We start from the raw sequence: 26317 nt of genomic DNA, 5'->3' as shown, positions 1-26317 counted from the left end.
TGGTGCCCGGCCCGGCCCCACCGTGACGGCAGGACCCAAGGCTGCGGGCACGGTGGCGCGACGCCCCCGTGCCCGCGGCCTTCGGTCCCTCGCCTCAGCCCTTCGGCTCGGCGGTGCGGCGCAGATGCGGCAGCCGGGCCAAGGGCGCGTCGAACCATACGGTCGCCGGGCCCTCGTACGACCGGCCGTCGTCAGCCAGCCACGTGCCCGGCGGGACGAGGACCTCCCGCCCGCCGCAACCCTTGGTCACGACCGGGGCCACCATCAGGGAGTCGCCCAGCATGAACTGGTCCGTGACCTCCGCGTAGCCCTGGTGGGGGAAGGCCCATTCCAGGGGGCGCTGGATCGGCTCGCCCGTGGCCGCGGCGTGCTCGGCGAGGGCGAGGATCTCCGGGGCGAGCCCGGTGTGCAGGCGGGTGGCCGCGCGGACGAAGGCGAGGTTGTCGGGGGAGAGCACGCGCCACGGCGCCATGGAGAACTGCATCATGGGGAACAGTGCGGCGATCTGCGCGTAGCGGACGAAGAGTTCCTCGTCGAAGCCCTCGCCGCCCTCGCCCGGGACGAAGCGGAACTCGCCGCCGCCGATCATGTCGGGGCAGGTGAAGGCATGGCCGGTCAGGGCCTGCGCCAGGGCGTTCGGGATCAGGCTGTCGAGTCCGAAGCGCCCCTCCCACAGGTGGTACTTGTCCTGCTGGCGCTGGGCGAGGGGCAGGCCCGCCGCCCTCCACGCGTCCCGGAACTCGTTGAGCGGCCAGTCGACGCCGAAACGGTTCCACGCGTGGGTGTAGGCCTCCGGGTCCGCGCACCCGAGCGCGCGCCACCAGGGCGCGTCGCCCCCGTCGAACTTGAACCCGTCGATGCCGATCTCGTCCCGCAGCACCTCCAGACGTCCGGTGAGCCAATCCCGCGCACGGGGGTCGAGCAGGTCGAGGCCGGCACTCCAGCCGTTCCACCACGAGGCGACCTTGGCGCGCCCGTCCGCGCCGGGACCGGTGTCGCGGACCAGCAGGCCCTGGTCGCCCAACTGCCGCGCGGTGGGGGAGTCGGGGGTCACGTAGGGCACGAGCCACAGCATCACCTTGAAGCCGAGCCGGTGGAGCCGGGCGACCATGTCCGCCGGGTCGGGGAAGCGGCCGGGATGGAAGGTCCAGTCGCCGTAGTCGTTGCTCCACCGGTCGTCGATCATCAGCACGCCGGGCGGGAAGCCCTCCGCCAACAGCCGCTCCGCGTAGGCCAGTACCTTGGCCTGCGTCGGCTCGAACACCGTCTCGATCCAGAGGTTGTACTGCGGTGCGCCGAAGAGCATCGGGTCCGGCATCGTGCCGGACGGCGGATAGTGGCGGGTGAGCGCGTGCCGGTAGGCGCCGCGCAGATCGCCGTGTCCCTCGCCGAACTCGATGACCGCGTCGGGTTCGTGCGTGTGCGCGCTCAACCGGCCGTCGCGGATCGTGAAGGTGAAGGTCCGCTCGCTGTGGACCCAGCGGCCCCTGTCGGAGAGCAGGAGCGGCATGCCCTGGTTGGCCAGCACGTCGCGCAGGTCGAAGGTGTAGCCGTCGGGGTACGGCATGTGCCGCCCCTCGGCGACCGCCCCGCCCCACCAGTGCTCCCCGTCGAGGAGGGGGAGTTCGAGTGTCGTCATACGTGATCGGTCTTTCCTCGTGGGCGGGCGCCGGATCCCGGGACCCGACGCCCGCCGTCGAACGAACGGATGCTGCGTACTACTTGACGGTGAAGCCCTGTTCCCTGCCGTAGACCTTCAGCCGGTCCTGCCAGGTGACCAGAGCGGCGGGCAGGTTCCCGCCGGGCTGCAGCGCCTGGCCGACGGAGTCCTTGAAGACGGCGTTCGCGTACACCTGGAAGGGCAGGTACTGCCAGCCGGGCCGCACGGCCTTCGACATGTCGGCGAAGACCTCGTTCGGCTTGGCGCCGGGGAAGAACGGCACTTCGGCGCTGCGGAAGCCGGGGTCGTCGAGCAGCACCTTGGTCGCGGGGAACAGGCCGACCTCGGAGTTGAGCGACTTGACGGCCTCAGGGTCGGAGCTGAGCCACTGGGCGAAGGCCACCGAGGCCTCCTTGTTCTTCGCCTGCGTGGTGACCGCGACGGACGAGCCGCCGTTCTCCGCGCTGACGCCGCCCGGCATGGGGGCGACCGACCACTGGCCCTTGCTCTGCGGGATGTTCTGCTCCAGTACCGCGGGCGCCCAGGCGCCGGCCAGCCAGGTCGCGTACCTCCCGGAGGCCATGGACTTCCACCACTCGTCGTTCCAGCTCGCGGTGGAGTCGACCAGCTTGTCCTCGATCAGGGGGCCCCAGGTGTCGGCGTAGGCCTTGGCGCCCTTGTCGTCCTTCAGGTCGACGGTGACGTCGGTGGTGCCGTTGACGGTGTACGGCTTGCCGCCGAAGTCCCAGATCAGGCTGTTGGAGGTGCCCGCGTCTCCGGGATCGACGTAGGTGATGCGGACGTTCGGGTCGGCGTCACCGATCTTCTTGGCCAGCGCGCCGTACTCCTCCCACGTGGTCGGCGGTGTCGCGCCGAACCTGTCGAGGATGTCCTTGCGGTAGAACATCGCCATCGGCCCGCTGTCCTGGGGTATGCCGTAGATCCCGCCCGCGATGCTCACCTGGGACCAGGCCGACGGGGCGAACCGGTCCTCGAGCCCCGCCGCGCCGTAGTCGGCGAGGTTGACGAGCGACTTGGTCATCGCGAACTGGGGGAGCGCGAAGTACTCGACCTGCGCGACGTCGGGGGCGCCCTCGCCGGCCTTGAGGGTGGTGGTCAGCTTGGTGTACTGGTCCTTGGAGCGGCCCGCGTTGACGACGTTGACCTTGACCTTCGGGTACTTCTTCTCGAACCGGGCGACCGTCTTGTCGATGTTCGGGACCCAGGTCCAGAAGGTGATCTCGGCGGGCTTGTCGAGTGCGGCCAGCACGGCGGCGGGGTCGGCCTTCTTGCCGGCGTCGGAGCCGCCCGATCCGCCGCCGCACGCGGTGAGGGACAGGGAGAGGGTCAGGGCGGTGGCCGCGGTGAGCGTGCGGGCGAGAGCCGGCAGCCGCAGGGACCTGCTCATGTCGGATCCTTTCGGTGGGGAGTGGAGAGGGGTGGGTGGGCCCTACTGCTTGACGCCGCCGGCGGCCAGTCCCGACTGCCAGAACCGCTGGAGGAAGAGGAACGCGACGATCAGCGGGACGATCGCCAGCAGGCTGCCGGTGATCACCAGGGGGAGGATCGGTATCGCGCCCGCGCCGGCGCCGCCCTGTGCGAGCGAGTCCCACTGGCGCAGCCCCACCGTGAGGGGGAACAGCTCCGGGTCGTTGAGCACGATCAGCGGCAGGAAGTAGTTGTTCCAGGTCGAGACGAGGGTGAACAGCAGCACCGTGACGAAGCCGGGGGCCAGCAGGCGCAGCGAGATGGTGAGGAAGATCCGCAATTCACCGGCGCCGTCGAGGCGCGCGGCCTCCAGCATCGCGTCCGCGACGGCCTCGGTCGCGTACACCCGCATCAGGTACAGCCCGAAGGGACTGGCGAGGGAGGGCAGGAGGACCGCCCACGGTGTGTTGACGATGCCCATGTCGCTGAACAGCAAGTACGTCGGGACCGCGAGCGCGGACGCCGGGATCGAGATCGCCCCGATGACCAGGGCGGACAGCACCCGCCGGCCCGCGAACTCGAACTTGGCCAGGGCGTACCCGCCCATGGTCGCGATGACCGAGGCTCCGCCCGCGCCGACCACCGAGTAGAGCACGGTGTTGCCGAACCAGCGCAGGTAGATCCCGTCGTCGTAGGTGAAGACGTCCCGGATGTTGTCGAAGAGATGGAAGCCGTCACCGAACCACAGGCCGGGCGAGTCGAAGAGGGTCTGGTTGGACTTCGTCGCGCTGATGGCGAGCCAGAGCAAGGGGATCAGCGTGTACGCGAGCATCAGGCCCATCGCCACGGTCAAGGCGGTGGATCCGCCCCGGCGGCGCCGGTTGACGTGCCGGGGCGCGGCGGAGGTCACAGGAGGTTCTCCCTTCGGGCGGTGGCGCGTTGGACCGCGTACGCGACGACCACGGTCACCAGGCCGAGCAACACCGCGACGGCGGCCGAGTAGTTGAACTGGCGCCCTTCGAAGGCGAGGCTGTAGGCGTACATGTTGGGCGTGTAGTTCGTGGAGACGACGGCGGGCGCCAGCGACTGCAGCACGCTCGGCTCGTTGAAGAGCTGGAAGCTGCCGATCACCGAGAACGTCGTGGCCATCAGCAGTGCGGGGCGCAGGGCCGGCAGTTTGATGCTGAACGCCTTGCGGAAGGCTCCGGCGCCGTCGACCTCGGCCGCTTCGTACAGCTCCTCGGGGATGGAGCGCAGGGCGGCGTAGAAGATCAGCATGTTGTAGCCGACGTACGACCACGTGACGATGTTGCCGATCGAGGCGAGCATCCAGCCCCCGGAGAGCAAGTCGGGCAGTTCCGTGTGCAGGAGGTCGCCGATCTCTCCGGCCAGGCCGAAGCGGTCGCCGTACAGGTAGCCCCACATGAGGGCCGCGACCACACCCGGGACGGCGTAGGGCACGAAGATGCCGATCCTGAACAGCCCCGGCGCGCGGAGCCGTCCGCTGTCGATCGCGAGGGCGGCCGCCAGCGCCAGGCCGAGCATGAGCGGTACCTGGATCGCGAAGAAGAGCGCGACGCGGCCGAGTCCGGCATGGAACAGGTTGTCCTTGAATGCCTTGGTGTAGTTGTCCAGCCCGGTGAAGACCATCCCGCCGACCATGCGCTCCTGGTAGAGGCTCAGGTTCACCGAGTACACCAGCGGGGCGACGACCCCGACGACGAAGACGCAGAGGAACGGCAGGAAGAAGGCGTGGGCGGTGAGGTTGCGCCGAACAGCGCCGCGCTTCACCGCGGTGCCCGGCGGTGGCGGCTGACGTCTCCGTCGCCGACCGGGGCTTGGTCGACTCTCACGGGTAGGACCTCCGATGCATGTTAGCGCCAACACGGTGGCGCGGTTCGGAAGTGTGTCGACAGGTCTGAGTGAGTGTCAATAGTTTTGGCCAAGGGAACTGTCGTGGCAGCAAATCCCGTGCATACAGCGGCTTTCAGCGACCGGACGCGCGATCGGCCGTCAGGCGGCCCACCGGATCGACCTCGGGCTATCTGTTGACCAACACGGCATGTTCGCGCAAACATGATGGCGGTCGGTAGGATGCCGGGCATCACCGTGCGAGAGGAGCTGCACCATGGCGAAGGACGGGCAGCGGCCCCGCAAGCCCCGCACCCCGGCAGCGGACCGTCCCCGGCCCGCGTCGATGGCGGACGTCGCGGCCATGGCGGGGGTCTCGGCGCAGACCGTCTCCCGTGTCGTCAACGCGACCGCCCGCGTCGACGACGCGACCCGCGACAAGGTCGTCCGGGCCGTGCGCATGCTCGGGTACCGGCCCAACACCGCCGCCCGTGCGCTGGCCACCGGCAAGTTCCGGATGATCGGCGTCATCACCTTCGACCTCAAGGCGCACGGGAACGCGCGCACCCTGGAGTCGATCGTCTCCGCGGTGCAGTCCACCGAGTACTCCGTCAACGTCGTCGTCCCGCAGGCACAGACCCAGGAGGCGGTGCTGGAAGCCTTCCGCAAGCTGAGCGGTCACGCGGTCGACGGAGTCATCGTCAACGAGGCACAGATCCTGAGCGGCTCGCTGCTGCTCCCGCTGGCGCTCCCGGTCGTGGTCGTCGACGGCGGTGACGACCACCGCTATCCCGGCGTCCACACCGACCACGCGGTCGGCGCGGAGATCGCCGTACGACACCTGCTGGAGCTCGGACACACCACGGTGTGGCACCTGGCCGGCCCGCAGGACTCCCACCCCGCACGACGCCGCGCCGAGGCGTGGCAGCGCGTGCTCCGGGCGGCGGGGGCTCCGGTGCCTCCGGCCGTCCACGGCGACTGGAGCGCCGAGAGCGGCTACCTGGCCGGCCGGGAGCTCGCCGGCCGTCCCGAGGTCACCGCGGTGTTCGCCGCCAACGACCAGATGGCGCTCGGCGCCGTCCGGGCGCTGTGCGAAGCGGGGCGTTCGGTGCCGGAGGAGGTCAGCGTGGTCGGGTTCGACAACATCCCCGAATCCGGCTTCTTCCTCCCGCCCCTGACCACGGTGGACCAGGACCTCTCACGCGTCGGCGCGGCGTGTGTCGACCGGCTCCTGAGCCAGATCGACGGGGTTCCGTCGTCCTACTCGTCCATCGTCTCGGTCGAGCCGACCCTGGTGCGGCGCGGCAGCACGGCGCCGCCGCGGCTTTAGCCCGACCGAACCCGACCGACCCCGACCGACCTCGACTGACCCCGGCTGATCGCGGCCCCGCACAGGCGGCCGGCCGACCCGCGCGCGGCCGCGGTTGCCGGCGCGCACACGGCCACCGGTACGCGCACACGAGACGCGACACGTCCTGAAGTACCTGAAGGGGCACAGAAGATGAACTCTCCTGCACAAGACCGTGCTCGAACCCTCGGCACGCGACTGGGCGGCCTGGGATTCGGCGGCGACTACAACCCCGAACAGTGGGACGACGCCACCCGCGCGGAAGACCTGCGCCTGATGAACGAGGCGGGCGTCAACCTCGTCAACCTGGCCATATTCGCCTGGGCGCGCGTCGAACCCTCACGCGACGCCTACGACTTCGGCTACTTCGACACCGTCATGGACGATCTGGCCGCCCACGGCATCACCGCCGACCTGGCCACCATGACCGCTTCGCCACCCCCGTGGCTCGCCGTGGAGCACCCCGAGATCCTGCCGGTCACCGCCTCCGGAGGGCTTCTCTCCCCAGGGGGCCGCCAGCACTTCTGCCCTTCCAGCCCGGTCTTCCGCGACCGGGCCGTCCGCCTCGTCGAGGCCGTCGCCACGCACTACCGCGATCACCCGGCCCTGGGCCTGTGGCACGTCGGCAACGAGTACGGGATCCACGTCGCCGAATGCTTCTGCGACATCTCCGCCGCCGACTTCCGGAACTGGCTCAGGGTCCGGTACGGCGACGTCGACGCACTCAACGAAGCCTGGTCCACCGACTTCTGGTCGCAGCGCTACGCCTCCTTCGACCAGGTCCTGCCCCCGCGCACCGCACCCACCTACCCCAACCCCTCCCAGCAGCTCGACTTCAAGCGCTTCAGCAGCGACGCGCTGCGCACGTGCTTCACCCTCGAACGCGACGTGCTGCGCCGCATCACACCCCACACCCCGGTGACCACCAACTTCCTCGCCGGGCACAAAGCGGTCGACGTCCACTCCTGGGCGCCCGAGATGGACGTACTCGCCCTCGACAGCTACCCGGACCCGCACTGGGACGCGGCGCACATCGGCGCGGCCCTGTCGTACGACCTCCTGCGCGGTGCGGCGGGAGGCAAGCCCTGGCTGCTGACCGAGCAGGCTCCGTCCGCCGTCAACTGGCGCGGCCGCAACGGGGGGAAGAGCCCGGGCCGGATGCGCCTGTGGAGCTGGCAGGCCGTCGCGCAGGGCGCGGACGCCGTCATGTACTTCCAGTGGCGCCAGTCCCGCGGCGGCGCGGAGAAGTTCCACTCCGGCATGGTCCCGCACGCGGGTGCCGGGACCCGCGTGCACGCCGAGGTGCGCGAGCTGGGCCGCGAACTGGCCCTGGTGCCCGAGCTCACCGGCACGCGCATCCGCAACGAGGTCGCGGTCCTGTTCGACTGGGCCAACTGGTGGGCGCTCGAGCTCGATTCGCACCCCTCGCAAGGGGTGCGCTGCATCGACCGGGTCATCGACCACTACTCCCCGCTCTTCGAGGCGGGCGTCGGCGTCGATGTCGTCCATCCCTCCGCCGACCTCTCCCCGTACAAGCTGCTCGTGCTGCCCAGCCACTACCTGCTGTCGGCCGAGGACTCCGCCCGGATCGGCGCGTTCGTGGCGGACGGAGGCTCCCTCCTCGCCTCGTTCTTCACCGGGATCGTCGACGAGCACGACCGCGTGCACACGGGCGGCTATCCCGCCGCGCTGAGCGACGTACTGGGTGTACGGGTCGAGGAGTTCTGGCCGGCCGCCGAGGGCGAGGCCGTCGCGCTGCGCGCCCCGCGGGCCGACGCACCGGCTCCCGCGCCGGCGTCGCTGTGGCGCGAGGACGTGAAGCTCACCGGCGCCCGCCCCGAACTGCTCTTCGCCGGACCCGACTGGGACGACGACCGCCCCGCGGCCACGGTCCACACCCACGGCAGGGGGACCGCCCGTTACGTCGCGACCCGCCCCGATCCCGCGACGATGCGCGCCATCGTCGACCGCGCGCTCGCCGACGCGGGGGTCGCCCCGGTGCTGCCCGGCCTGCCCGCCGGCGTCCAGGCGACGGTCCGCCGCGGAGAGGGCCACGACGTCCTCTTCCTGCTCAACCACACCGAGGACACGCACGAGGTGGCGCTGCCGGCCGGCCGCCGCGACCTCCTCGACGCCGCGAGGCCCCTCGTCCGCCGCGTGAGCCTCGCCCCGCGGGGCGTCGCCGTCCTCGGCGGCGGCAGCCGCTTGGACGACCGCACCGCCACATGACCGCACCGCCGCACCGCGCACGACCGCACCGCCGTACGACCGCACCATCGAACAGCGTCCCACCACGCACGTCCACCCCCAGGCCCCCCGGAGGACACAGTGAGAAGACACCTACTACCCGCGGCACTCGCCGCGGCGCTCCTGCTCGGGACGCTCGGCGCCTCCACGGCCGTCGCGTCCACGACCACGACGACCGCGACCGCGGTGACAGCCGGCACGCCGGACGTCCTGTCCGAGTCCTGGCGTCCGCCCCTCAGTACGCGCGGCCGCTACGTCGTCGACGCCGACGGCAACCGCTTCAAGCTCAAGTCCGCGAACTGGCACGGAGCGCAGGGGTCCTGGAGCGGGTCGGGTGACATCAACGACCCGGCCGCCCACCACGACGGCGAGAAGGCCGACCAGATGCCGCTCGGCCTGGACCGCGCGCCGATCCCGCGCATCCTCGCCGGTTTCCACGACCTGGGCATCAACAGCATCCGGCTGCCGTTCTCGAACGAGATGCTGCACGACCAGCGCCCGGTCTCCGACGCCTCGGTCGCCGCCAATCCGGAACTGCGGGGCAAGACGCCCCTCCAGGTCTTCGACGCCGTCATCGCAGCCAGTACGGCCGAGGGCTTCGCGGTGATCCTCAACAACCACACCAACACCTCGCGCTTCTGTTGCGGCCTGGACGGCAACGAGCGCTGGAACACCAGCCAGTCGACCGCGCAGTGGGAGAACGACTGGATCGGCCTCGCCCGCCGCTACAAGGACAACAAGCGCGTCGTCGGCGCCGACCTCTACAACGAGGTCCGCCGCACCATCACCGACGACGCCAACTGGAACTGGGGCAACGACCACGACTGGTGGGCCGCCTCCCAGCGCCTCGGTGACCGCCTCCTCACCGAGGTCAGCCCCGACCTGCTGGTGGTCGTCGAGGGCATCAACTGGCAGGGCATACCCGCGGACGGGCTGCCCCACGGCCGCCCCACGCTCGAACCGGTACGCACCCTCTCGCACACCCTCGTCGCCTCGAACAAGCTCGTGTACGCGGCGCACTTCTACGGCTACACCGGGCCGAACCACACCGGCGCGACCGGCATGGGCGAGACCCACGACCCCCGTTACCAGGAGCTCTCCCGCGAGGACCTGTTCGCGACGCTTCAGCGCCAGGCGTTCTACGTCACGGCCGAAACCGGCCGTCACTTCACCGCGCCGCTGTGGATCAGCGAGTTCGGCATCGGCAGCGACGAGACCAACCCCCAGGCCCGCGCCTGGTTCGGCAATTTCGTGGACTACCTGGTCGCCAACGACACCGACTTCGCCTACTGGCCGCTGGTCGGATGGACCGGGCACGGCAGCTGGTCGATCCTGAACTTCGACGCCGCCGGACGCCGTTCGGGCATCCTGGACGGCGGCGACTGGCGCGCCGCCCCCTGGAACCGGCTCGTCACCGCGCCGCAGAAGACCGGTCAGGTCGCGGTCACCGACACCTGGGACATGCTCAACCTCGACCACGCCGACGCCGTCCAGTCGACGCGCGTACGGGCGCTCGGGGACTGGGACTCCGGCGCCCGCAAGGGGGCGTGCCCCGACGGGCAGCGGCTCGTCGGCCTGTCGCACCGTGACGGGCGCGGGCTGTGCACCGACGCCGGGGCGGCCGGTCTGGCGGCCGCCGGCCCGGCGCCGACCGTGGTGAGCGACGAGCGCTACGTACAGCAGGGCGACTGGGCGGGCGGCTACACCAAGTACCAGTGCGGGCCCAACCAGTTCATGACCGGCTACAGCGTGCGGGGCCAGGCGGTCTCCGCGGTCCTGTGCGCCCAGGCGGCCAGGACGCTCGCCACCAACGGCCGTACCGTCTGGTTCGACCGGGGTGACAACCGGCCGGCCGCGGGTCCGGGCGGAGAGTTCGCGCAGGGCAACTTCAAGGGGCAGTGCGCGAGCGACGAGTACGCCGCGGGTGTCGCCTTCACCGGAGCGTGGTCCAAGGGCAAGACGCCAGCCGCGCTGCTCTGCCGCAAGCTGTGACACCCCCCGCCCTGCGGTGAGTGCCCGGACCGGCCGCCCCCGCCTCCCCCCGCGTGCGGGGGGAGGCGGGGCGGCCGGTCCGGGCCGTGCGGAGCAAGGGCACCGAGCCGGCTCCGACGGCCGGGACGACGCCGTGGACGCGGTGGACGCCTCGTACGGGAGGGGACCGCGACACCGTCACCGGATGCGAGCAGACCGTGACCGCCCCCGGGAGGCCGGTCGAGAGGCGGTGTCGCGCCCGGCGGCAGACGATGGTTCCGTGGAGACGTGGTTCCCGGCGCGTCCCGCCCGGCGACTCGGAGCGTCACGGCGGCCGCCGGAACCCAGGGCGAGGCCGCCGCGGCGATGGGCACAGGTGCCAGATGAGTGAGCACATCCCGGTCGACGAGCTGATCAGCGGCGCCGCGCAGGCCGCCGGCGGATGGCTGGGCGTACTGCCCGTAGCGCTGGTGGCCACCAGCGCCGACGGGACGGTCGTGCGATGGAACCAGGTCGCGCAGGAACTGCTGGGCTACGCCCCTCAGCACATGGTGGGCCGCAACATCGCGGACCTGCTCCACCCGGGATCCGATCGCAGCCTGGGCCGGTCCCTGTGGGAGGCCGCGGCCGCCGGGCGGGGCGTGATGGGCACCGTGACCGTTTGGCACCGCGACGGGCACCCGCTTGAGGTGGAGATCTGGGCCTCGCCGGTGTCCGACCGCCTGCACGGTGCGGCAACGGTGCTGGTCTTCGTCGCCGACGCCCACGCGGCACGGCGCATCCGGGGCTCGTCGGCGGTGTGGGACGGTCTGTTCGCCCGCTCCCCGGTCGGCATCGCCGTCCTCGACACACAGCTGCGTTTCCTGCAGGTCAACGCCGCGCTCGAAGCCATGAACGGCCTCCCGGAGTCGGCGCACGTCGGACGCCGCCTGGCCGAGATCCTCCCGGAGGTGAACGCCCGCGAGATGGAGGAGGCGATGCTGGAAGTCCTGGAGACCGGGCGGCCGCTCCTGGACCGCCGCCGCGTCGGACGGACGCCCGCCGAACCGGACCACGACCGGGTGTGGTCCTGCTCCTACGTACGGGTCGAGGATCCCGCCCACATGGCGATCGGTGTCATCGCCTCGCTCGTCGACATCACCGACCAGCAGCGCGACCACGTGGAAGCCGAGGCGGGACGGCGCAGGCTCGCCTTGCTCAGCGAGGCCAGCATGCGCGTCGGCTCCAGCCTGGAACTGGAGCGCACCGCGCAGGAACTCGCCGATCTCGCCGTGCCGCGCCTGGCCGACGCCGTCACCGTGGACGTCCTGGACGCGCTCGCGCGCGGCGACGAGCCCGGCATGGGGCTGACCGGCGGGGCCGCCCTGCGCCGCCTCGGCAAGGCCCCCCTGTCCGGATCCAAGGTCACCGACATCCTCGCCCCCCTCGGCAGGACCCTGCTCTTCCCCGCGACCGCCCCCTACACGCAGGCCCTCGCGGCCCGGCAGAGCTTCCTGGTCACCCGGCTCGACGAGCAGGCCGTCGCCTCCGCCGCCCGGCACACGGCCAAGCCCGCGCAGCTGGTCGCCGTGGGGGTGCACTCGTTCATCATGGCGCCCCTGGTGGCCCGGGAAACGGTGCTCGGCGTCGCCACCTTCTACCGCAGCCGTCGGATCGGGGCCTTCGGATCCGAAGACGTCACCCTCGCCGGAGAACTCGCCGCCCGCGCCGCGCTCAGCATCGACAACGCACGGCTCTACCACCGGGAGCACGAGACCGCCGTCATCCTCCAGCGCAGCATGCTCCCCCAGCACATCAGCCCGCCCCCGGGCTTCGAGGTCGGCCACCGCTACCTCCCCGCGAGCGACGTCAACGAGGTCGGCGGCGACTGGTACGACGTCCTGCCCCTGGCCGGCGGCAAGGCGGCCCTGCTCATCGGCGACGTCATGGGGCACGGCATCGCCGCGGCGGCGGTCATGGGCCGGCTGTCCGCCTCCGTACGGGCCCTCGCCCGCCTGGACCTCTCGCCCGTCGGGGTGCTGCACCAGCTGGAAGCCGTCCTCGGTGATCTCGCCGAGCCGATGCTGGCCACCTTCCTGTACATCGTCTGCGACCCGTCCACCGGTCAGTGCACCGTCACCCGGGCCGGACACCCGCCCCCCGCGCTCGTGCTCCCCGACGGCACGGTCAGCCTCGTGGAGACCCCGCCCGGCGTCCCGCTGGGGGTCGGGGGCGTCGCCTTCACTCCCACCGAGTTCACGGTGCCTCCCGGCAGCCTCCTCGTGCTCTACACCGACGGACTGATCGAAGCCCGCGGGGCCGACCTCGACGAGCGGCTGGCCGAACTGACGCTGAGGCTCGCGGATCCGCAGCGCCAGCTCGACCACCTGTGCGACTCGCTGATCACCCACCTCGTCCCGGCGGCGGCCGACGACGACGTCGCCCTCCTCGTGGCCCGCATCGGCAACTGACCGGCAACCGAGCGGAGTTGCCCAAACTCCCGGCGGAAAGCCTTCGACTCTTCCCGCATCTTGACGGCGGTGGGTGGCGTCGGCAGAGTGGGAGCGCTCCCACTGGGTCAAAGCTCGTGCGCATCGTATGGGAGCGCTCCCACTCATGGGGAGCTTGTGCGCGCCCATCCCCGTCTCCCCGAGCCACGAGGAGAACCATCCGCATGTCTGTACACCCCCCACCCAGACCACCCGGACGACGCAGGCTGCTGACCGCGTCGGCCGCGGCCTTCTCCCTCTTCCTTCCCCTCGGCCTCACGGCCGTCGGCGCCACCACCGCCGCGGCCGCCGCGGTGCAGTGCAGCGTCGACTACAAGGCCAATGACTGGGGTTCGGGCTTCACCGCCGAGCTCACCCTCACCAACCGGTCCGCCACCCCGCTCGACGGCTGGACCCTGACCTACGGCTACTCGGGCAACCAGCAGCTCACCAACGGCTGGAACGGCACCTGGTCCCAGTCCGGCAAGACCGTCAGCGTCGCGGCCGCGGCCTGGAACAAGACCGTCGCCGCGGGCGCCGCCGTCACCGCCGGCGCCCAGTTCTCCTACAGCGGGACCAACGCCGCCCCCACCTCCTTCGCCGTCAACGGCACCTCGTGCACCGGAGCCCACCAGCCCCCGGTCGCCGTCCTGACCAGCCCCGCCGCGGGCGCCGTCTACACCGCCGGCGACCCCGTCCCGCTCGCCGCAACCGCCGCGGCGGCCGACGGCGCCACCGTCGGCAAGGTCGAGTTCTACAGCGGCACCACGCTCCTGGGTGCGGACACCACGGCGCCTTTCGCCCTCTCCGCCACCGCCCTCGCCGCCGGTTCGCACTCCCTCTACGCCAAGGCCTACGACAGCCTCGGCGCCTCCGCCGAGTCGGCGCCCGTCGGCATCACCGTGGCGGCCGGCCCCGCGCTCGTCGCCGCGCCCGCGCAGCTCTCCGTACGCCGCGGGGAGACGGGCACCTTCGATCTGAAGCTCTCCAAGCAGCCGGCCGCGAACGTCACGGTGAGCGTCGCCCGCACCTCGGGGAACACCGACCTCGCCGCGACGCCCGCCACGCTCACCTTCACCCCGGCGAACTGGAGCACGGCCCAGAAGGTGACGGTCGCCGCCGGGACCACCGGCAGCGGCTCCGCCGTCTTCACCGCGACCGCGCCCGGCCATGCGAAGGTCGAGGTCGGCGCGACCCAACTCGCCGCCGGCTCCACCTACGACGCCCGCTTCCTCGACCTCCACGGGAAGATCACCAACCCGGCCAACGGCTACTTCTCGCCCGAGGGCATCCCGTACCACTCCGTCGAGACGCTGATCGTCGAGGCCCCTGACCACGGGCACGAGACGACCTCGGAGGCGTACAGCTATCTGATCTGGCTCCAGGCGATGTACGGGAAGATCACCGGGGACTGGACCAAGTTCAACGGTGCGTGGGACACCATGGAGAAGTTCATGATCCCCACCCATGCCGACCAGGCCACGACCGGCTCCTACAACGCCTCCAAGCCCGCCACCTACGCCCCCGAGCACGACCTTCCCTCGCAGTACCCCGCCAAGCTCGACGGGACGGTCACCGCCGGCGTGGACCCGATCGCCGGCGAACTGAAGAGCGCGTACGGCACGGACGACATCTACGGCATGCACTGGCTCCAGGACGTCGACAACGTCTACGGCTTCGGCAACGAGCCCGGCAAGTGCTCCGCCGGACCGGCCGCGACCGGACCCTCGTACATCAACACCTTCCAGCGCGGACCCCAGGAGTCGGTCTGGGAGACCGTTCCGCACCCCACCTGCGACAAGTTCGCCTTCGGCGGCAAGAACGGCTACCTCGACCTCTTCACGGGTGACTCCTCCTACGCCAAGCAGTGGAAGTTCACCAACGCCCCGGACGCCGACGCGCGTGCCGTCCAGGCCGCCTACTGGGCCGACGTCTGGGCCAAGGAGCAGGGCAAGGGAACCCAGGTCACCGCGACCGTCTCCAAGGCGGCCAAGATGGGTGACTACCTGCGGTACTCCATGTTCGACAAGTACTTCAAGAAGGCCGGGAACTGCGTCGGCCCGACCGCCTGCCCCGCCGGCACCGGCAAGGACAGCGCGCACTACCTGATGTCCTGGTACTACGCCTGGGGCGGCGCCGCCGACACCTCGGCCGGCTGGTCCTGGCGCATCGGCTCCAGCCACGCCCACGGCGGCTACCAGAACCCGCTCGCCGCCTACGCGCTCAGCGAGTACGCCCCGCTGAAGCCCCAGTCATCGACCGGCGCCACGGACTGGGCGACCAGCCTCGACCGGCAGCTGGAGTTCTACCGCTGGCTCCAGTCCGACGAGGGCGCCATCGCGGGCGGAGCCACCAACAGCTGGCAGGGGCGCTACGCACAGCCCCCCGCCGGGACCCCCACCTTCCACGGACTCTTCTACGACGAGAAGCCCGTCTACCACGACCCGGCGTCCAACCAGTGGTTCGGCTTCCAGGCCTGGTCCATGGAGCGGGTCGCCGAGTACTACCGGCAGTCGGGCGACGCGGCCGCCAAGGCCGTGCTCGACAAGTGGGTCGGCTGGGCCCTGTCGAAGACCACCATCAACCCCGACGGCACCTACCGCGTCCCCTCCACCCTCCAGTGGTCGGGCGCACCCGACACCTGGAACGCGTCCGCTCCCGGCGCCAACGCGGGCCTGCACGTCACCGTCGCCGACTACACCGACGACGTGGGCGTGGCCGCGGCCTACGCCAAGACCCTGACCTACTACGCGGCGAAGTCCGGGCACGCCGAGGCCAAGCGGGTCGCCAAGGCCCTGCTCGACGGCATGTGGGCCCACCACCAGGACCCGCTGGGCGTCGCCGTCCAGGAGACCCGCACCGACTACAACCGCTTCGACGACCCGGTGTACGTGCCCGACGCGTGGACCGGCACGATGCCGAACGGCGACACGGTGAACTCCTCGTCCACCTTCGCGTCGCTCCGCACCTTCTACCAGGACGACCCGGCCTGGCCGAAGGTCGAGGCCTACCTCGCGGGCGGCGCCGCGCCCGTCTTCACGTACCACCGGTTCTGGGCCCAGGCGGACATCGCCCTGGCCATGGGCTCGTACGCGGAGCTGCTCGAATAACAGCCCGCCCCGCCTGGAGGGAGCTCCGCGTACGACGAGGCCGGGCAGCCCGCGAGGGCTCGCCCGGCCTCGGTACGTCCACGACCCGACAGGCGGACCGGGCGGCGGCACGCCCGGCCGGACCGCCGTGTCCTCACCGCGCGACGGCCTCGGCCCAGCCGCGGTTGACGGTCTTCCTGGCCTTCTCCGTCTGGGCCTCCGTCGGGAACGTCGGCGTGCCCTCGACCGTCGGCAGTTTCTCGGCGGCGGCCTTGTCGAGGGTGCCGTTCTTCTCCATCGCGTCCATGAGGACGGGGCGTGCGTAGGCGCCGAGCCGGATGTTCTGGCCCTCCGGGCTGAAGACGTACTCCTGCCACAGACGTGCCGCCGCGGGGTGCGGGGCATCCTTGTTCACCCCGTTGGCGTAGTACTCGGCGAAGCTGCCGTCGAAGGGGATGGCGGTCCGCCAGTCGACGTCCGCTCCCTTCTCGCGGAACTCGTCGGCGTATCCGAGGTTGAGGAAGTCCCAGTCGATGCTGATCGGGGTCTGGCCCTTGGCGATCGAGGCGGGTGAGGATTCGACCGGGATGAAGTTGCCGTTCCTGCTGAGCTCGGCGAAGAAGTCGATACCGGGCTGGATGTCGTCGAAGGAACCCCCGTTCGCCAGGGCCGCGGCATAGACCCCGGCGAAGGCGGAGCCGGACTTGGTGGGGTCGCCGTTGAGCGCGACCTTTCCCTTGTACTCGGGCTTGCGCAGATCGGCGAAGGTCGCGGGGCAGGTCTTGACGCGCTTGGCGTCGCAGCCGATCGAGACGTAGCCGCCGTAGTTGTTGTACCAGCGGGCCTTCGGGTCCTTCTGTTCCTCGGGGATCTGGTCGTACTCGGCGACCTCGTAGGGAGCGAGCAGCCCCTGGCGGGCCGCGGACTGGGCGAACGAGCCCCCCACGTCGATCACGTCGGGGGCGCGGCCGTCGCCCCTGTGTTCCTTCAGGGCGTTGATCTCGTCCTGGCTGGTCCCTTCCGGGTTCTCCACCACGACCTCGATCCCGTACTTCTTCTCGAAGCCGTCGATCAGCGCGCCGTAGTTGGCCCAGTCGCGCGGGAGCGCGATCGTGTGGAGCGTCCCCTCCTTCTTCGCCGCCGCGGTCAGTGCCGCCATGCCGCCGGCGTCCGCCGCCGAGGTGGCCACCGCGGGTGCTCTGGGCGCGGCGGCGGGCTTGTCACCGCAGGCGCCGAGGGGCGCTGCCGCGAGGGCCAGGCAGGCGGCGACACAGGCTGTCCGGAGACGGGGTACGGGCACAAAGGCTCCATAACGGGCGTTCGCGTACGGATCGAGGCCAGCGTACGGTCGGCGGCCCCGCCCGCGCAGTCCCCTGCGGTGGTGTTCGCCGTCTTCCCCGCGGCTGCCGTACCGGCGCGCACTCAGAACCCCTCGTCGCCCCACCCGGCCAGGAGCGCCTCCCCGAGGTCCATCGCGGGCGGCGCGGCCCCGTCGTGGAGGGCCTGCTCGCTCCAGATGATCTTCCCGCGGGCGGTGTAACGGGTGCCCCAGCGCTCGGCGAACTGTGCGACGAGGAACAGGCCGCGGCCGCCCTCGTCGGTGTCCGCGGCCCGGCGCAGGTGCGGGGAGGTGCTGGACCCGTCGGAGACCTCGCAGACCAGGCTGCGGTCGTACAGCAGCCTCACCCGGATGGGCTCCGTGCCGTAGCGGATGGCGTTGGTCAGCAGCTCGCTGAGGATCAGTTCCGTGGTGAAGGCGATGTCCTCCAGGCCCCAGTCCGCCAGTCGGCGGGCGCACGCGTTGCGCACCGGGGAGACCGCCGCGGGGTCGGGTCGCACGTCCCACTCGGCGATCCGCGCGGGATCCAGCCGGCGGGTGCGGGCCACCAGCAGCGCGACGTCGTCGCTGGGCCTGGTGGCCAGCATCGCGTCGATCACCGCGGTGCAGGTCTCCTCCGGGGTGCGGGCGGGCCCGGCCAGGGCGGCGCGCAGCGCTGCCAGGCCCGCGTCCGGATCGCGGTCGCGGCTCTCGATGAGCCCGTCGGTGAAGAGTGCCAGCCGGGAGCCTTCGGGCAGGGTGACCGTCATGGTCTCCATGGGCAGACCCGCGCCCAGGCCCAGGGGCGGGGAGACCGGCACCTCGGGGAAGGACACGGTTCCGTCGGGGCCGACCACAGCGGGGCCGGGATGCCCGGCGGTGGCGGCCGTCACCTGCCCGGAGACGGGATCGTAGATGGTGCACAGGCAGGTGGCTCCGGTGATCCCCTGCCACTCCTGCTCGTCGGTGTCGATGTGGGTGACCAGCTCGTCCAGGTGGCTCAGGAGTTCGTCCGGGGGCAGGTCGAGTGTGGAGAAGTTGTAGACGGCGGTGCGCAGGCGGCCCATGGTGGCGGCGGCGTGGAGACCGTGGCCGACGACGTCGCCGACCACCAGGGCCACTCGGGCGCCGGGCAGCGGGATGACGTCGAACCAGTCACCGCCCACCCCGGCCTGGGCGGGCAGGTAGCGGTGCGCGACCTCGACGGCGGACTGCTCCGGTACGCCCCGTGGCAGCAAGCTGCGCTGCAGGGTGACGGCCATGTTGTGCTCGCGGGTGTAGCGGCGGGCGTTGTCGACGGACAGGGCCGCCCGGGCGGTCAGCTCCTCGGCGAAGGACACGTCCTCCTCGTCGAACGGCGGGGAGTCCTGGCCGCGCCAGTAGCCCACCATCCCCAGCACCACGCCCCGAGCCCGCAGGGGCACGACGATCAGGGAGTGGATGCCGCGGTCCAGGATCTGCAGGGCGTTGGCCTGGTTCTGGGCACGCCAGCGGTGGGAGGCGCGCAGGTCCGCCTCCAGGACCGCGCGGCGGCCGGCCAGCCCGGCGGCCATGGGGCCGGTGGGAGCGAACCGGATCAGCGTGCCGACGGGGGAGAGCGGATGGTCGCCCTGGAGGCCGACGACGGCGGTGCGGCGCATCTCGGTGCTCGCTTCGGGCGGCTCCTCGCCGCGCACCACCGGGTCCAGCAGGTCGACCGTGACCACGTCGGCGAACCGCGGGACCGCCACCTCTGCCAGTTCCTCCGCGGTGCGCTCCACGTTCAGCGTCGTTCCGACCTGCACCCCCGCGTCGTAGAGCAGCTTCAGCCGCTCGCGGGCCACCTCGGCCCTGCCGGAGAGGGCCCGCAGCTCGGTGGTGTCCCGCAGCGTGACGACGGTCCCGGCCTTCCCGAAGGGCGCGGTGGGCCGGATGTTCACCGCCAGGAGCCGATCGGCGGCCATGTGCAGCTCGTCGGTCGCGGAACGGCCCGATGCGATCGGATCGGCGAGCCCCTCCTCCAGACCCAGCTCGGTGACGGGGAGCCCCTCCGCGTCCACCGGCAGGTCCAGCAACCGCCGCGCCTCGTCATTGGCCAGCAGCAGCCGTCCGCCGCCGCCGACGATCAGTACGCCCTCCCGCACGGCGTGCAGCACCGCGTCGTGGTGCTCGTACATCCTCGTCATCTCGGCCGGTCCCAGACCATGGGTCCGGCGCTGCAGCCGACGGCTCACCAGAGCGGTTCCGCCGGCGGACAGGGCGAGCACCGCGGCCGCGCTGCCGACGACGACCGGCAGCTGCCGGTTCACCATGCCCTGGACGTTCTGGACCGTGACCGGGGAGGCGACGACGGCGATGACCCGGCCGTCGGAGTCCTTGACCGGGACCACCGAGACCACGGACTGGCCGAGGGACCCTTCGAACGTCTCGGTGAAGGACCTGCCGGCCGCCGCCTTGGAGAAGGGGCCGACGACGTGCTTCCCGATCTGTCGCGGGTCGCTGTGGGTGAGGGTGACTCCGTCGAGCGAGTACACGTTGATGCCGTCGACCCCGGCGATCTTCCGGGCCGCCTCGGCGCTCGGCTGCAGCACCGCGCTCGGATGGGGGCTGCGCAGGGCCGCGACGATGCCCGGGGATTCCGCGAACGTTCCGGCGGCGGCGAGCGTACGGTTCCGGGCGTCCAGCATGGCGGCGCTCCGGGCCTGCACCACGAGCGCCACCACCGCGGCGGCGACGAGGAGCACCACGACGGCCAGCTGGAGGAGGAACACCTCGCCGGCCACGCTGCGCACGCTCAGCAGGGAGGACAGGCGCTGCGGCCGCCGCGCCCTTCCTTTGGGCGGAGGGGAAGAGCTCGTGGTCGAGCCGGGCAGCGGGCGCCGGAACCGTCCAAGGAGGTGGCCCATACTTCATTTTCCAACCGCACGGGGCCATCGGCAGCGGGGAGCACTGTCAGTAGCGGTCCGGGCGCGGTTCCGCGACCGGCCGGCCGCCTCCGGGCACCGGTGCACCGGTGCACCGGAGTGGCGGCCGTGCTTCCGGTGGAGGCAGGCTGTAGTCATGAGAGCGCCCCTGCGCTCGCCCCCAGGATCGGGAGCCGGCGGCCGACACCAGGTCCTTTTCGTGCTCGCGGAGTGCGTGCCCTTCGCAGTCGCCCTGCTGGTGCTCCTCATCGAACTCACCCCGGCGCACGTCGTGTACACCGGCCCCCTGCTGGTGGCGACACCCGCTCTGGCGGCGGTGACGATGGGTCCCGGGGGAACGCTCGCGGCGGCGGGGGTGGCCGTCGGCGTCAGCGTCACCACCGCCACCTACAACCAGGCCTGGGGCGGTCAGCAGGTCTACACGAACTTCTTCGCCCTGTTCCTGGTCACGGTGGCGAGCTTCACGATGAGCCGCGCCGCCCGCACGCGCCAGGAGAAGGAACTCAACCAGGTCCGCCGGATCGCCACGGCCGCCCAAGAGGTCCTGCTGCGGCCGGTCCCGGACCGGCTGGGCCCCGTACGGGCGGCCAGCATGTACCTGGCGGCCGAGGCGGGGGCGCAGATCGGCGGCGACCTGTACGACGTGGTCCAGACCCGGTACGGGGTCCGGATGATCGTCGGGGACGTCCGGGGCAAGGGACTGCCCGCCGTACGGGCCGCCGCGGTCGTGCTGGGCGCGTTCCGGGAGGCCGTGCACTACGAGGACGACCTGGTGGAGGTCATCAACCACTGCGGCGCGGCGCTGCGGCGGGACGCCGCCGTGGCGGACGCGGGTGCGGGCGTGGCCGGCGGCAGCGACGCGCTCCTGGAGGGATTCGTCACCGCGCTCGTGGCTCAGATACCGGACGGCCCGCACATCGAGGTGATCAACCGGGGCCATCCGCCGCCGTTGCTGCTGCGCGACGGCGCGGTCCGGTCCCTGACGCCCACCGTCCCCCTGCCGCCGCTCGGCCTCGAGGAGTTCATCGACGGTCCGCCCGGCCGGACGGACAGCTATTCCTTCGCACCGGGGGACCGGCTGCTGTTGTGCACCGACGGCGTCATCGAGGCCCGCGACCGGGACAGCGCGTTCTTCGACTTGCCCGAGACCATGGTGGCCCTGCGCGACCGCACCCGGCGGGCGTTCCTGGACGGCCTGCGCGAGGCACTGCTGCGCCACACCGAGGGCCGCCTGGCGGACGATGTGGCGGTCGTCCTCCTCGACCGGCGCGAAGACGAGGGGCACGGGGCCGGCTGACCGGGCCTGCGGAATGCCGCAGGCCGAGACGGCCCTTGATCGCGGTGGTGCGTGGTTCTAGCGCGGGGCCCCCGCCGTGGCACCTGCGGCCGTGCTCTTGGGCAGGGCGAGTGCGGCGGCGAGTCCGATGAGACCGACGGCCGCGAGCACGATCATGGCGGTGGCGTAGGCGCCCGTGCTGAGTCCGGCGACGAGGATCGTGCCGGCGACCGCGGTGCCCAGCGAGGAGCCGAGGTTCGACACGCTGCGGGACAGGCCGGAGATCTCGCCCTGCTGCGCCTCGGGGAAGCTCGACTGGACGATGTTGACCGACGGGGTCAGCATCAGGCCCAGGCCCAGTCCCAGCAGGAGGAGTCCGGGGACGAAGGCCCATGCGCTCGGGAAGCTGTTGACCATGGCGATCAGGAGGACGACGCCGGCGATCGTCACGACGAATCCCGCCGTGATGAGGGTGCGCTGGGGCCGCCGTTTCGCGAGGCGTTCGGCCGCCAGGGAGGTGGCGAGCAGTCCGAGTGTCGCCGCGGTGAAGATGACGCCGGTCTGGACGGCGTCGTAGCCGCGTACGACCTGCAGATAGGCCGCCACGGTGAAGGAGGATCCCATGAGCAGCAGCCATTGCACGTTCTGGGTGACGAGGCCGAGGTTGGAGGTGCGGTTGCGGAACAGGCTGATGGACAGCAGCGGTTCCTTGCCCGCCGCCTCGCGAGCGTGCACGTAGCGGAAGAACCACAGCAGCGTGAGCGTGCCGAGAACGAGCAGGCCGATCATCAGCCATACGTTGTCGTCGGCGGCCAGGATGCCCATGACGACGAGGACGAGGCCGGCGGCCGAGAGGACGGCTCCCACGGTGTCGAAGGTGCGGGTCGGATCCGGCGGCAGCGGGTCTTCGAGGTGACGGCTCAGCACGATGATCAATGCGATCACCAGGGCCTGGAACACGAAGGCGGCCCGCCAGCTGAGCCACGAGGTGATGAGGCCGCCGATCAGCGGCCCCGCCGCGGCGCCGATGCCGCCCAACGCCATGATGGTCCCGAACGCGCGGGCCCGGGAGGCCATGTCCGTGAAGAGCAGAGTGGTGAGGATGTAGACGGGCGGGATGAGCAGGGCCGTGCCGACACCTTCGAGGATCGAGTTGCCGAGGATCAGGACGCCCAGGCCGGGGGCGGCGGCGCTCAGCAGGGCGCCGACGCCGTACACGGCGAGGCCGGCCAGGAAGCAGCGCTTGCGGCCGTACCGGTCGGTCAGCTTGCCGCCCGGGATCATCAACGCGGCCATGACGAGCAGGAAGATCGTGATCGCGACCTGCACGCCCTGCACCGTGGTGTCGAGGTCCTCGCTGATGTCGTTGATCATCACGTTCATGTTGGAGCCGGCGAAGCTGCAGATGAACTGCGCGAGGGCGAGGGGTGCGAGGACCCGTCGGTGCGCCCTCGACGGGGCTCCCGAAGTACCCGGGTCAGTCACCGCTCTCGCCTCCCGGCTCCTCTGCGGGGAGCCGTCCCGCCCGCACCGCGTCGACCAGTGCCTGATGGTCGCGCTCGTTCTGGTCGGCGTACGCCTCCGCGAACGTCACGAGGGCCCGGTCGAAGGAGTCGCCGCCGCCCAGATAGGCGGCGATCGCGATCCGGTCGCCGGAGCGCGCGTGCGCGCGGGCCAGGGTGACGCCGCAGGCGCCGCCGAACGCCTCAAGCTGCCCGGGCGACATCGTCTCCGGCATCGCGATGCCCTTCCAGTCGCGCAGCTGGCGGACATAGAAGTCGCGACGCTTGCCGTCGATCCCCTCGACCCGCTCCCAGCCGAGGAACATGTCGCTCGCCGCCTGCATCAACCGCTGTCCCGCGACCACCCGCTCGCCCTGGTTGCGGTACTGGCTCGCCCCGACGTGTTCGGCGAGCACGGAGGTGTCGGCTTCTTTGGCCTGCAGGAGCAACGGGTCCCCGCTGTTGCGTCCGAGGAGCAGGAAGATCCAGCACCGGGTGCCGACGCTGCCGACCCCGACCACTTTGCGGGCGATGTCCACCACCTGGTAGTCCGCCAGGAGGTGACGCCGGTCGGTGGGCAGCGTTACCCCGTACCGCTCGACGAGGCCCCTGAACTGACGCTCCAGCGTGGTCCGCTCGGCGTCCGGCAGCAGGTCGGCGATCGGTACCAGCAACGGGGGGTCCGCGGCGATCATCGGCCGGCCGTCGACCACCCGCGTGAGCTTGCCGAACGCCTGCAGGGTGTCCCGGGACCGCGCCTTCGCCAGGGCGCGGTCCAGCTTCTTCTGTCCGCGCTTGTGGAGCCGGCCGGTGGTCAGGGCCTTGAGACGCTCGGCGTCGATCTTCGCGTACCAGACATCGAGGTTGCCCATGCCGGCGAAGCGGATCATCGCCTCGCGGTACGAGCGCACGGTGCCGCTCACGATGCGGGCGCGCTCGGCGTCGTCGAAGCCGTTCGCCCTCGCGGCGATGACGAAACTCGCGGAGAGGCGCTTGACGTCCCATTCCCAGGGGCCCGGCAGGGTCTCGTCGAAGTCGTTGATGTCGAACATCAGCTCGCGCTCCGGTGACGCCAGCAGACGGAAGTTCAGCAGGTGCGCATCCCCGCACAACTGGGCGGCGATCCCCGAGTCGGGACTGCCCGCCAGGTCGGAGGCCATGACCGCGGCGGCGCCCCGGTAGAAGCGGAACGGGGACTCGGTCATCCGGCTGTAGCGGATCGGCACCAGTTCCGCCACCCGGGTCGCGGACTGCGCCTCCAGGATCGCCAGCGGGTCCCGTCCGTTCGCAGAGGGCTTGTACACCGCGTGTCCCGACCGCGGTGAGCGGCGCCGGGCCTCCTTGCCGAGTGCCGCGCGTTCCTCCGGGGTGGCGTGGAGTGACGCGCGCATCGACGTGGTCGCGTGCTGCAGCATCCAAGGCCCTCCTGCCCGGCCCTGCGGCCGTCGAGTCGGTCGGGGCGCGGCTCCAGGACGGGGGTTCCGATGGAGCGGCCATGCCGGATGTGGTTCCCGCGTGCCCCCGGCGCCCGGCCGGGAACGGTGGCGGAGCATCGGGTGTCCGTGAGTGCCGGCCTCACCCCACCCTAGGTCCGTCCCGGTCGCCACGCATGGCAGCGCGGGTCGCCCCGGCGCCCCGGAGCGGTGGGCGTCGGCGCGGGCGCCGGGCAACGCCCGCCCTTCAGCGGGGCGCGTCGTCGGGGGAGAGCGCGTTCTCCCGCAGGTTCGGGTTGCCGTGCAGGGTCCTGGTGAACCACGCGCCGTAGCGGCTTCCCAGGTAGGGGGCGGAGGCTCCGTGGAGGAGGATGCTCAGGCCGACGGTGACGGCGATGACTTCGCTCAGCAGGGTCCCTCCGGGCAGGTGCTCTTCGAAGGCGATCAAGCCGAAGACCAAGGAGGCGAGACCGCGCGGGCCGAACCAGCCGATGTAGGCCACGGAGGCGGGGCGCAGACCGGTGCCGGCCAGTGCGAGGGCGACCGGCAGCATCCGCAGGACGGTCAGGCTGATCAGGGCGTAGACCACGGGCCTCCACGTCAGGTGCTGGAGTACCGGTCCCAGGATGACCGCGCCGAAGACGAGGAAGCTGAGGGAGGAGAGCAGGAGGCCGAGGCGTTCGGTGAACTTCGTGCTCCGCTCGGGATCCAAGCCCCGGGGACGGGGACCCGGGTCGGCGGGCGTCCGGCGCAAGTGGACGCCGAAGGCCAGTCCCGTGACCCAGGCGCCGATGAAGCCGCTGCCCTCGGCCGCGACGCACACCGCGTACGCGATGACCGGAACGGCCAGTACCAGGAACTGCTGCCAGTCGGAGCTGCTCCACTGCCGGGAGAGCGACCAGCGCAACAGCCTCGCGCCGGCCAGGCCGACCACGGTTCCGATCGCACTGCTGAGCACCAGCGCCCGCAGGAACGTCTCGGCGACGCCGGGATGGCCGTGCCCCTCGCCCGCCGCCGCCAGGGCCAGCACGAAGAACGGAAGCGCCAGACCGTCGTTCAGTCCGGATTCCACGGACAGGCCGCCGCGAACCAGTGCCGGGACCCGTTTGTCGGAGACGGCCTGCTGGCCGAGCGCGGCGTCCGTCGGAGCCAGGATGATCGCGACCAGGGCCAGTTCCCACACGCTCAGCCCGGGCAGGAGGGGCCACGCCGCCAGCCATCCCAGAGCCATCGTGACGGGCAGGCCCACCGCGAGCAGCCGCAGCGGAAGGAACTCCTCCCGGCGCAGGTCCCGGGCCTTGATCCCGGCCGCGTCCGCGAACAGGAGGAGCACGAGCGCGCTCTCCAGCAAGGTCCGCGTGACCTCGAGGTCCCGCGCCGGGTCCACGAGGTCCAGGCCCAGAGGGCCGAGCGCCAGCCCGCACAGCACGAACACGAGCGGCCCCGAGACCACCGTGGTCGACAGACGCCGCGAGAGTGCCCCGTAGGCGACGACCGCACCCCCGGCGACCACGACGGCCCAGGCGTTCATCCACGCTCCTCAACCGGGGCATCCGCCGGCACCGGGCGCCTGCGCCCCGCCGGAGTGCCAGGTGTCCGGGGGCGCCTGTCCCATCTCAAGTAGGGATACCGAGCCAGACCCTAGGGCGCCGGCGCCCGGGCCGGGGGAGCCGTGCCCCGACCGTGCTCCGGCTCGACCCGGTCGGCCCAAGGAGCGGCGCCGGCCGTCCCCGACCCAGAGCCGACCCGGGTCCGGTGTCGGGCGGGCGGACCCGGGGACAGCTGACCGGACAAGTGAATCGTTGTAGGCTCCGGAGACCGCC

Annotated in this window: 15 protein-coding genes; 6 read left to right on the top strand and 9 right to left on the bottom strand. The window is 71.6% G+C overall.

Annotated elements, in window-relative coordinates; translation table 11 throughout:
• Positions 1–94 precede the first annotated feature (94 nt).
• The 4 genes from ACFWBY_RS21535 to ACFWBY_RS21520 all read right to left on the bottom strand — a co-directional run bounded on the left by ACFWBY_RS21535 (position 95) and on the right by ACFWBY_RS21520 (position 4879).
• Positions 95–1639, bottom strand: a complete 1545-nt coding sequence (locus ACFWBY_RS21535; protein WP_385341234.1) for a glycoside hydrolase family 31 protein — start codon at positions 1637–1639, stop codon at positions 95–97.
• Positions 1640–1718: 79 nt separating this feature from the next.
• Positions 1719–3068 carry an ABC transporter substrate-binding protein gene (locus ACFWBY_RS21530; protein WP_385341235.1) on the bottom strand — a complete coding sequence of 450 codons (1350 nt, stop codon included), beginning with the start codon at positions 3066–3068 and terminating at the stop codon, positions 1719–1721.
• Positions 3069–3110: 42 nt separating this feature from the next.
• Complete coding sequence (locus ACFWBY_RS21525) at positions 3111–3998, bottom strand: carbohydrate ABC transporter permease (RefSeq protein WP_385341237.1); 888 nt, start codon at positions 3996–3998, stop codon at positions 3111–3113.
• Complete coding sequence (locus ACFWBY_RS21520; protein WP_385341239.1) at positions 3995–4879, bottom strand: carbohydrate ABC transporter permease; 885 nt, start codon at positions 4877–4879, stop codon at positions 3995–3997. Before ACFWBY_RS21520 ends, ACFWBY_RS21525 begins: the two co-directional genes overlap by 4 nt.
• A 406-nt stretch (positions 4880–5285) precedes the next feature.
• Between ACFWBY_RS21520 and ACFWBY_RS21515 the strand changes: the two genes are divergently transcribed.
• The 5 genes from ACFWBY_RS21515 to ACFWBY_RS21495 all read left to right on the top strand — a co-directional run bounded on the left by ACFWBY_RS21515 (position 5286) and on the right by ACFWBY_RS21495 (position 16083).
• Entirely contained in the window at positions 5286–6269 is a 984-nt protein-coding gene (locus ACFWBY_RS21515; RefSeq protein WP_385341265.1) for a LacI family DNA-binding transcriptional regulator, read from the top strand.
• Positions 6270–6440: 171 nt separating this feature from the next.
• The gene (locus ACFWBY_RS21510; protein WP_385341241.1) at positions 6441–8516 is read left to right on the top strand and encodes a beta-galactosidase; all 2076 of its coding nucleotides are present in this window, start codon (positions 6441–6443) and stop codon (positions 8514–8516) included.
• 99 nt (positions 8517–8615) lie between these two features.
• Entirely contained in the window at positions 8616–10526 is a 1911-nt protein-coding gene (locus tag ACFWBY_RS21505) for a glycoside hydrolase family 5 protein (protein WP_385341243.1), read from the top strand.
• Positions 10527–10888: 362 nt separating this feature from the next.
• Positions 10889–12955 (top strand): SpoIIE family protein phosphatase, encoded by a 2067-nt coding sequence (locus ACFWBY_RS21500; RefSeq protein WP_385341245.1) that lies wholly within the window; start codon positions 10889–10891, stop codon positions 12953–12955.
• Between the two features lie 203 nt (positions 12956–13158).
• Positions 13159–16083 carry a glycoside hydrolase family 48 protein gene (locus ACFWBY_RS21495; RefSeq protein ID WP_385341247.1) on the top strand — a complete coding sequence of 975 codons (2925 nt, stop codon included), beginning with the start codon at positions 13159–13161 and terminating at the stop codon, positions 16081–16083.
• Positions 16084–16216: 133 nt separating this feature from the next.
• On the opposite strand, the gene ACFWBY_RS21490 is transcribed toward ACFWBY_RS21495, so the two are convergent.
• Both ACFWBY_RS21490 and ACFWBY_RS21485 read right to left on the bottom strand, forming a co-directional pair.
• A complete protein-coding gene (locus tag ACFWBY_RS21490) occupies positions 16217–17362 on the bottom strand; it encodes an ABC transporter substrate-binding protein (RefSeq protein ID WP_385341249.1) in 1146 nt (381 codons plus the stop codon).
• A 122-nt stretch (positions 17363–17484) separates the two neighbouring features.
• Positions 17485–20151: a SpoIIE family protein phosphatase gene (locus ACFWBY_RS21485; RefSeq protein ID WP_385341251.1), complete on the bottom strand. Its 2667-nt coding sequence runs from the start codon at positions 20149–20151 to the stop codon at positions 17485–17487.
• A gap of 268 nt (positions 20152–20419) precedes the next feature.
• Here ACFWBY_RS21485 and ACFWBY_RS21480 point away from each other — a divergent pair, with 268 nt between their 5' ends.
• Positions 20420–21580, top strand: coding sequence for a PP2C family protein-serine/threonine phosphatase (locus tag ACFWBY_RS21480; RefSeq protein ID WP_385341253.1), 1161 nt, complete (start codon positions 20420–20422; stop codon positions 21578–21580).
• 57 nt (positions 21581–21637) lie between these two features.
• Here the strand turns inward: ACFWBY_RS21480 and ACFWBY_RS21475 are convergent, their stop codons facing one another.
• The 3 genes from ACFWBY_RS21475 to ACFWBY_RS21465 all read right to left on the bottom strand — a co-directional run bounded on the left by ACFWBY_RS21475 (position 21638) and on the right by ACFWBY_RS21465 (position 26025).
• Positions 21638–23044 (bottom strand): MFS transporter, encoded by a 1407-nt coding sequence (locus ACFWBY_RS21475; protein ID WP_385341255.1) that lies wholly within the window; start codon positions 23042–23044, stop codon positions 21638–21640.
• On the bottom strand, positions 23037–24476 hold the full coding sequence (locus ACFWBY_RS21470) for a DUF2252 domain-containing protein (protein WP_385341256.1): 1440 nt from the start codon (positions 24474–24476) through the stop codon (positions 23037–23039). The genes ACFWBY_RS21475 and ACFWBY_RS21470 overlap by 8 nt, the downstream gene beginning before the upstream one ends.
• Before the next feature lie 265 nt (positions 24477–24741).
• Positions 24742–26025 carry a cation:proton antiporter gene (locus ACFWBY_RS21465; protein ID WP_385341258.1) on the bottom strand — a complete coding sequence of 428 codons (1284 nt, stop codon included), beginning with the start codon at positions 26023–26025 and terminating at the stop codon, positions 24742–24744.
• Between the last annotated feature and the right edge of the window lie 292 nt (positions 26026–26317).

The organism is Streptomyces sp. NPDC060049 (assembly GCF_042736715.1).
Lineage (GTDB): Bacteria > Actinomycetota > Actinomycetes > Streptomycetales > Streptomycetaceae > Streptomyces.
Note: the sequence above shows the minus strand (reverse complement) of the source record. Positions and strands in the feature narration are given on the sequence as shown.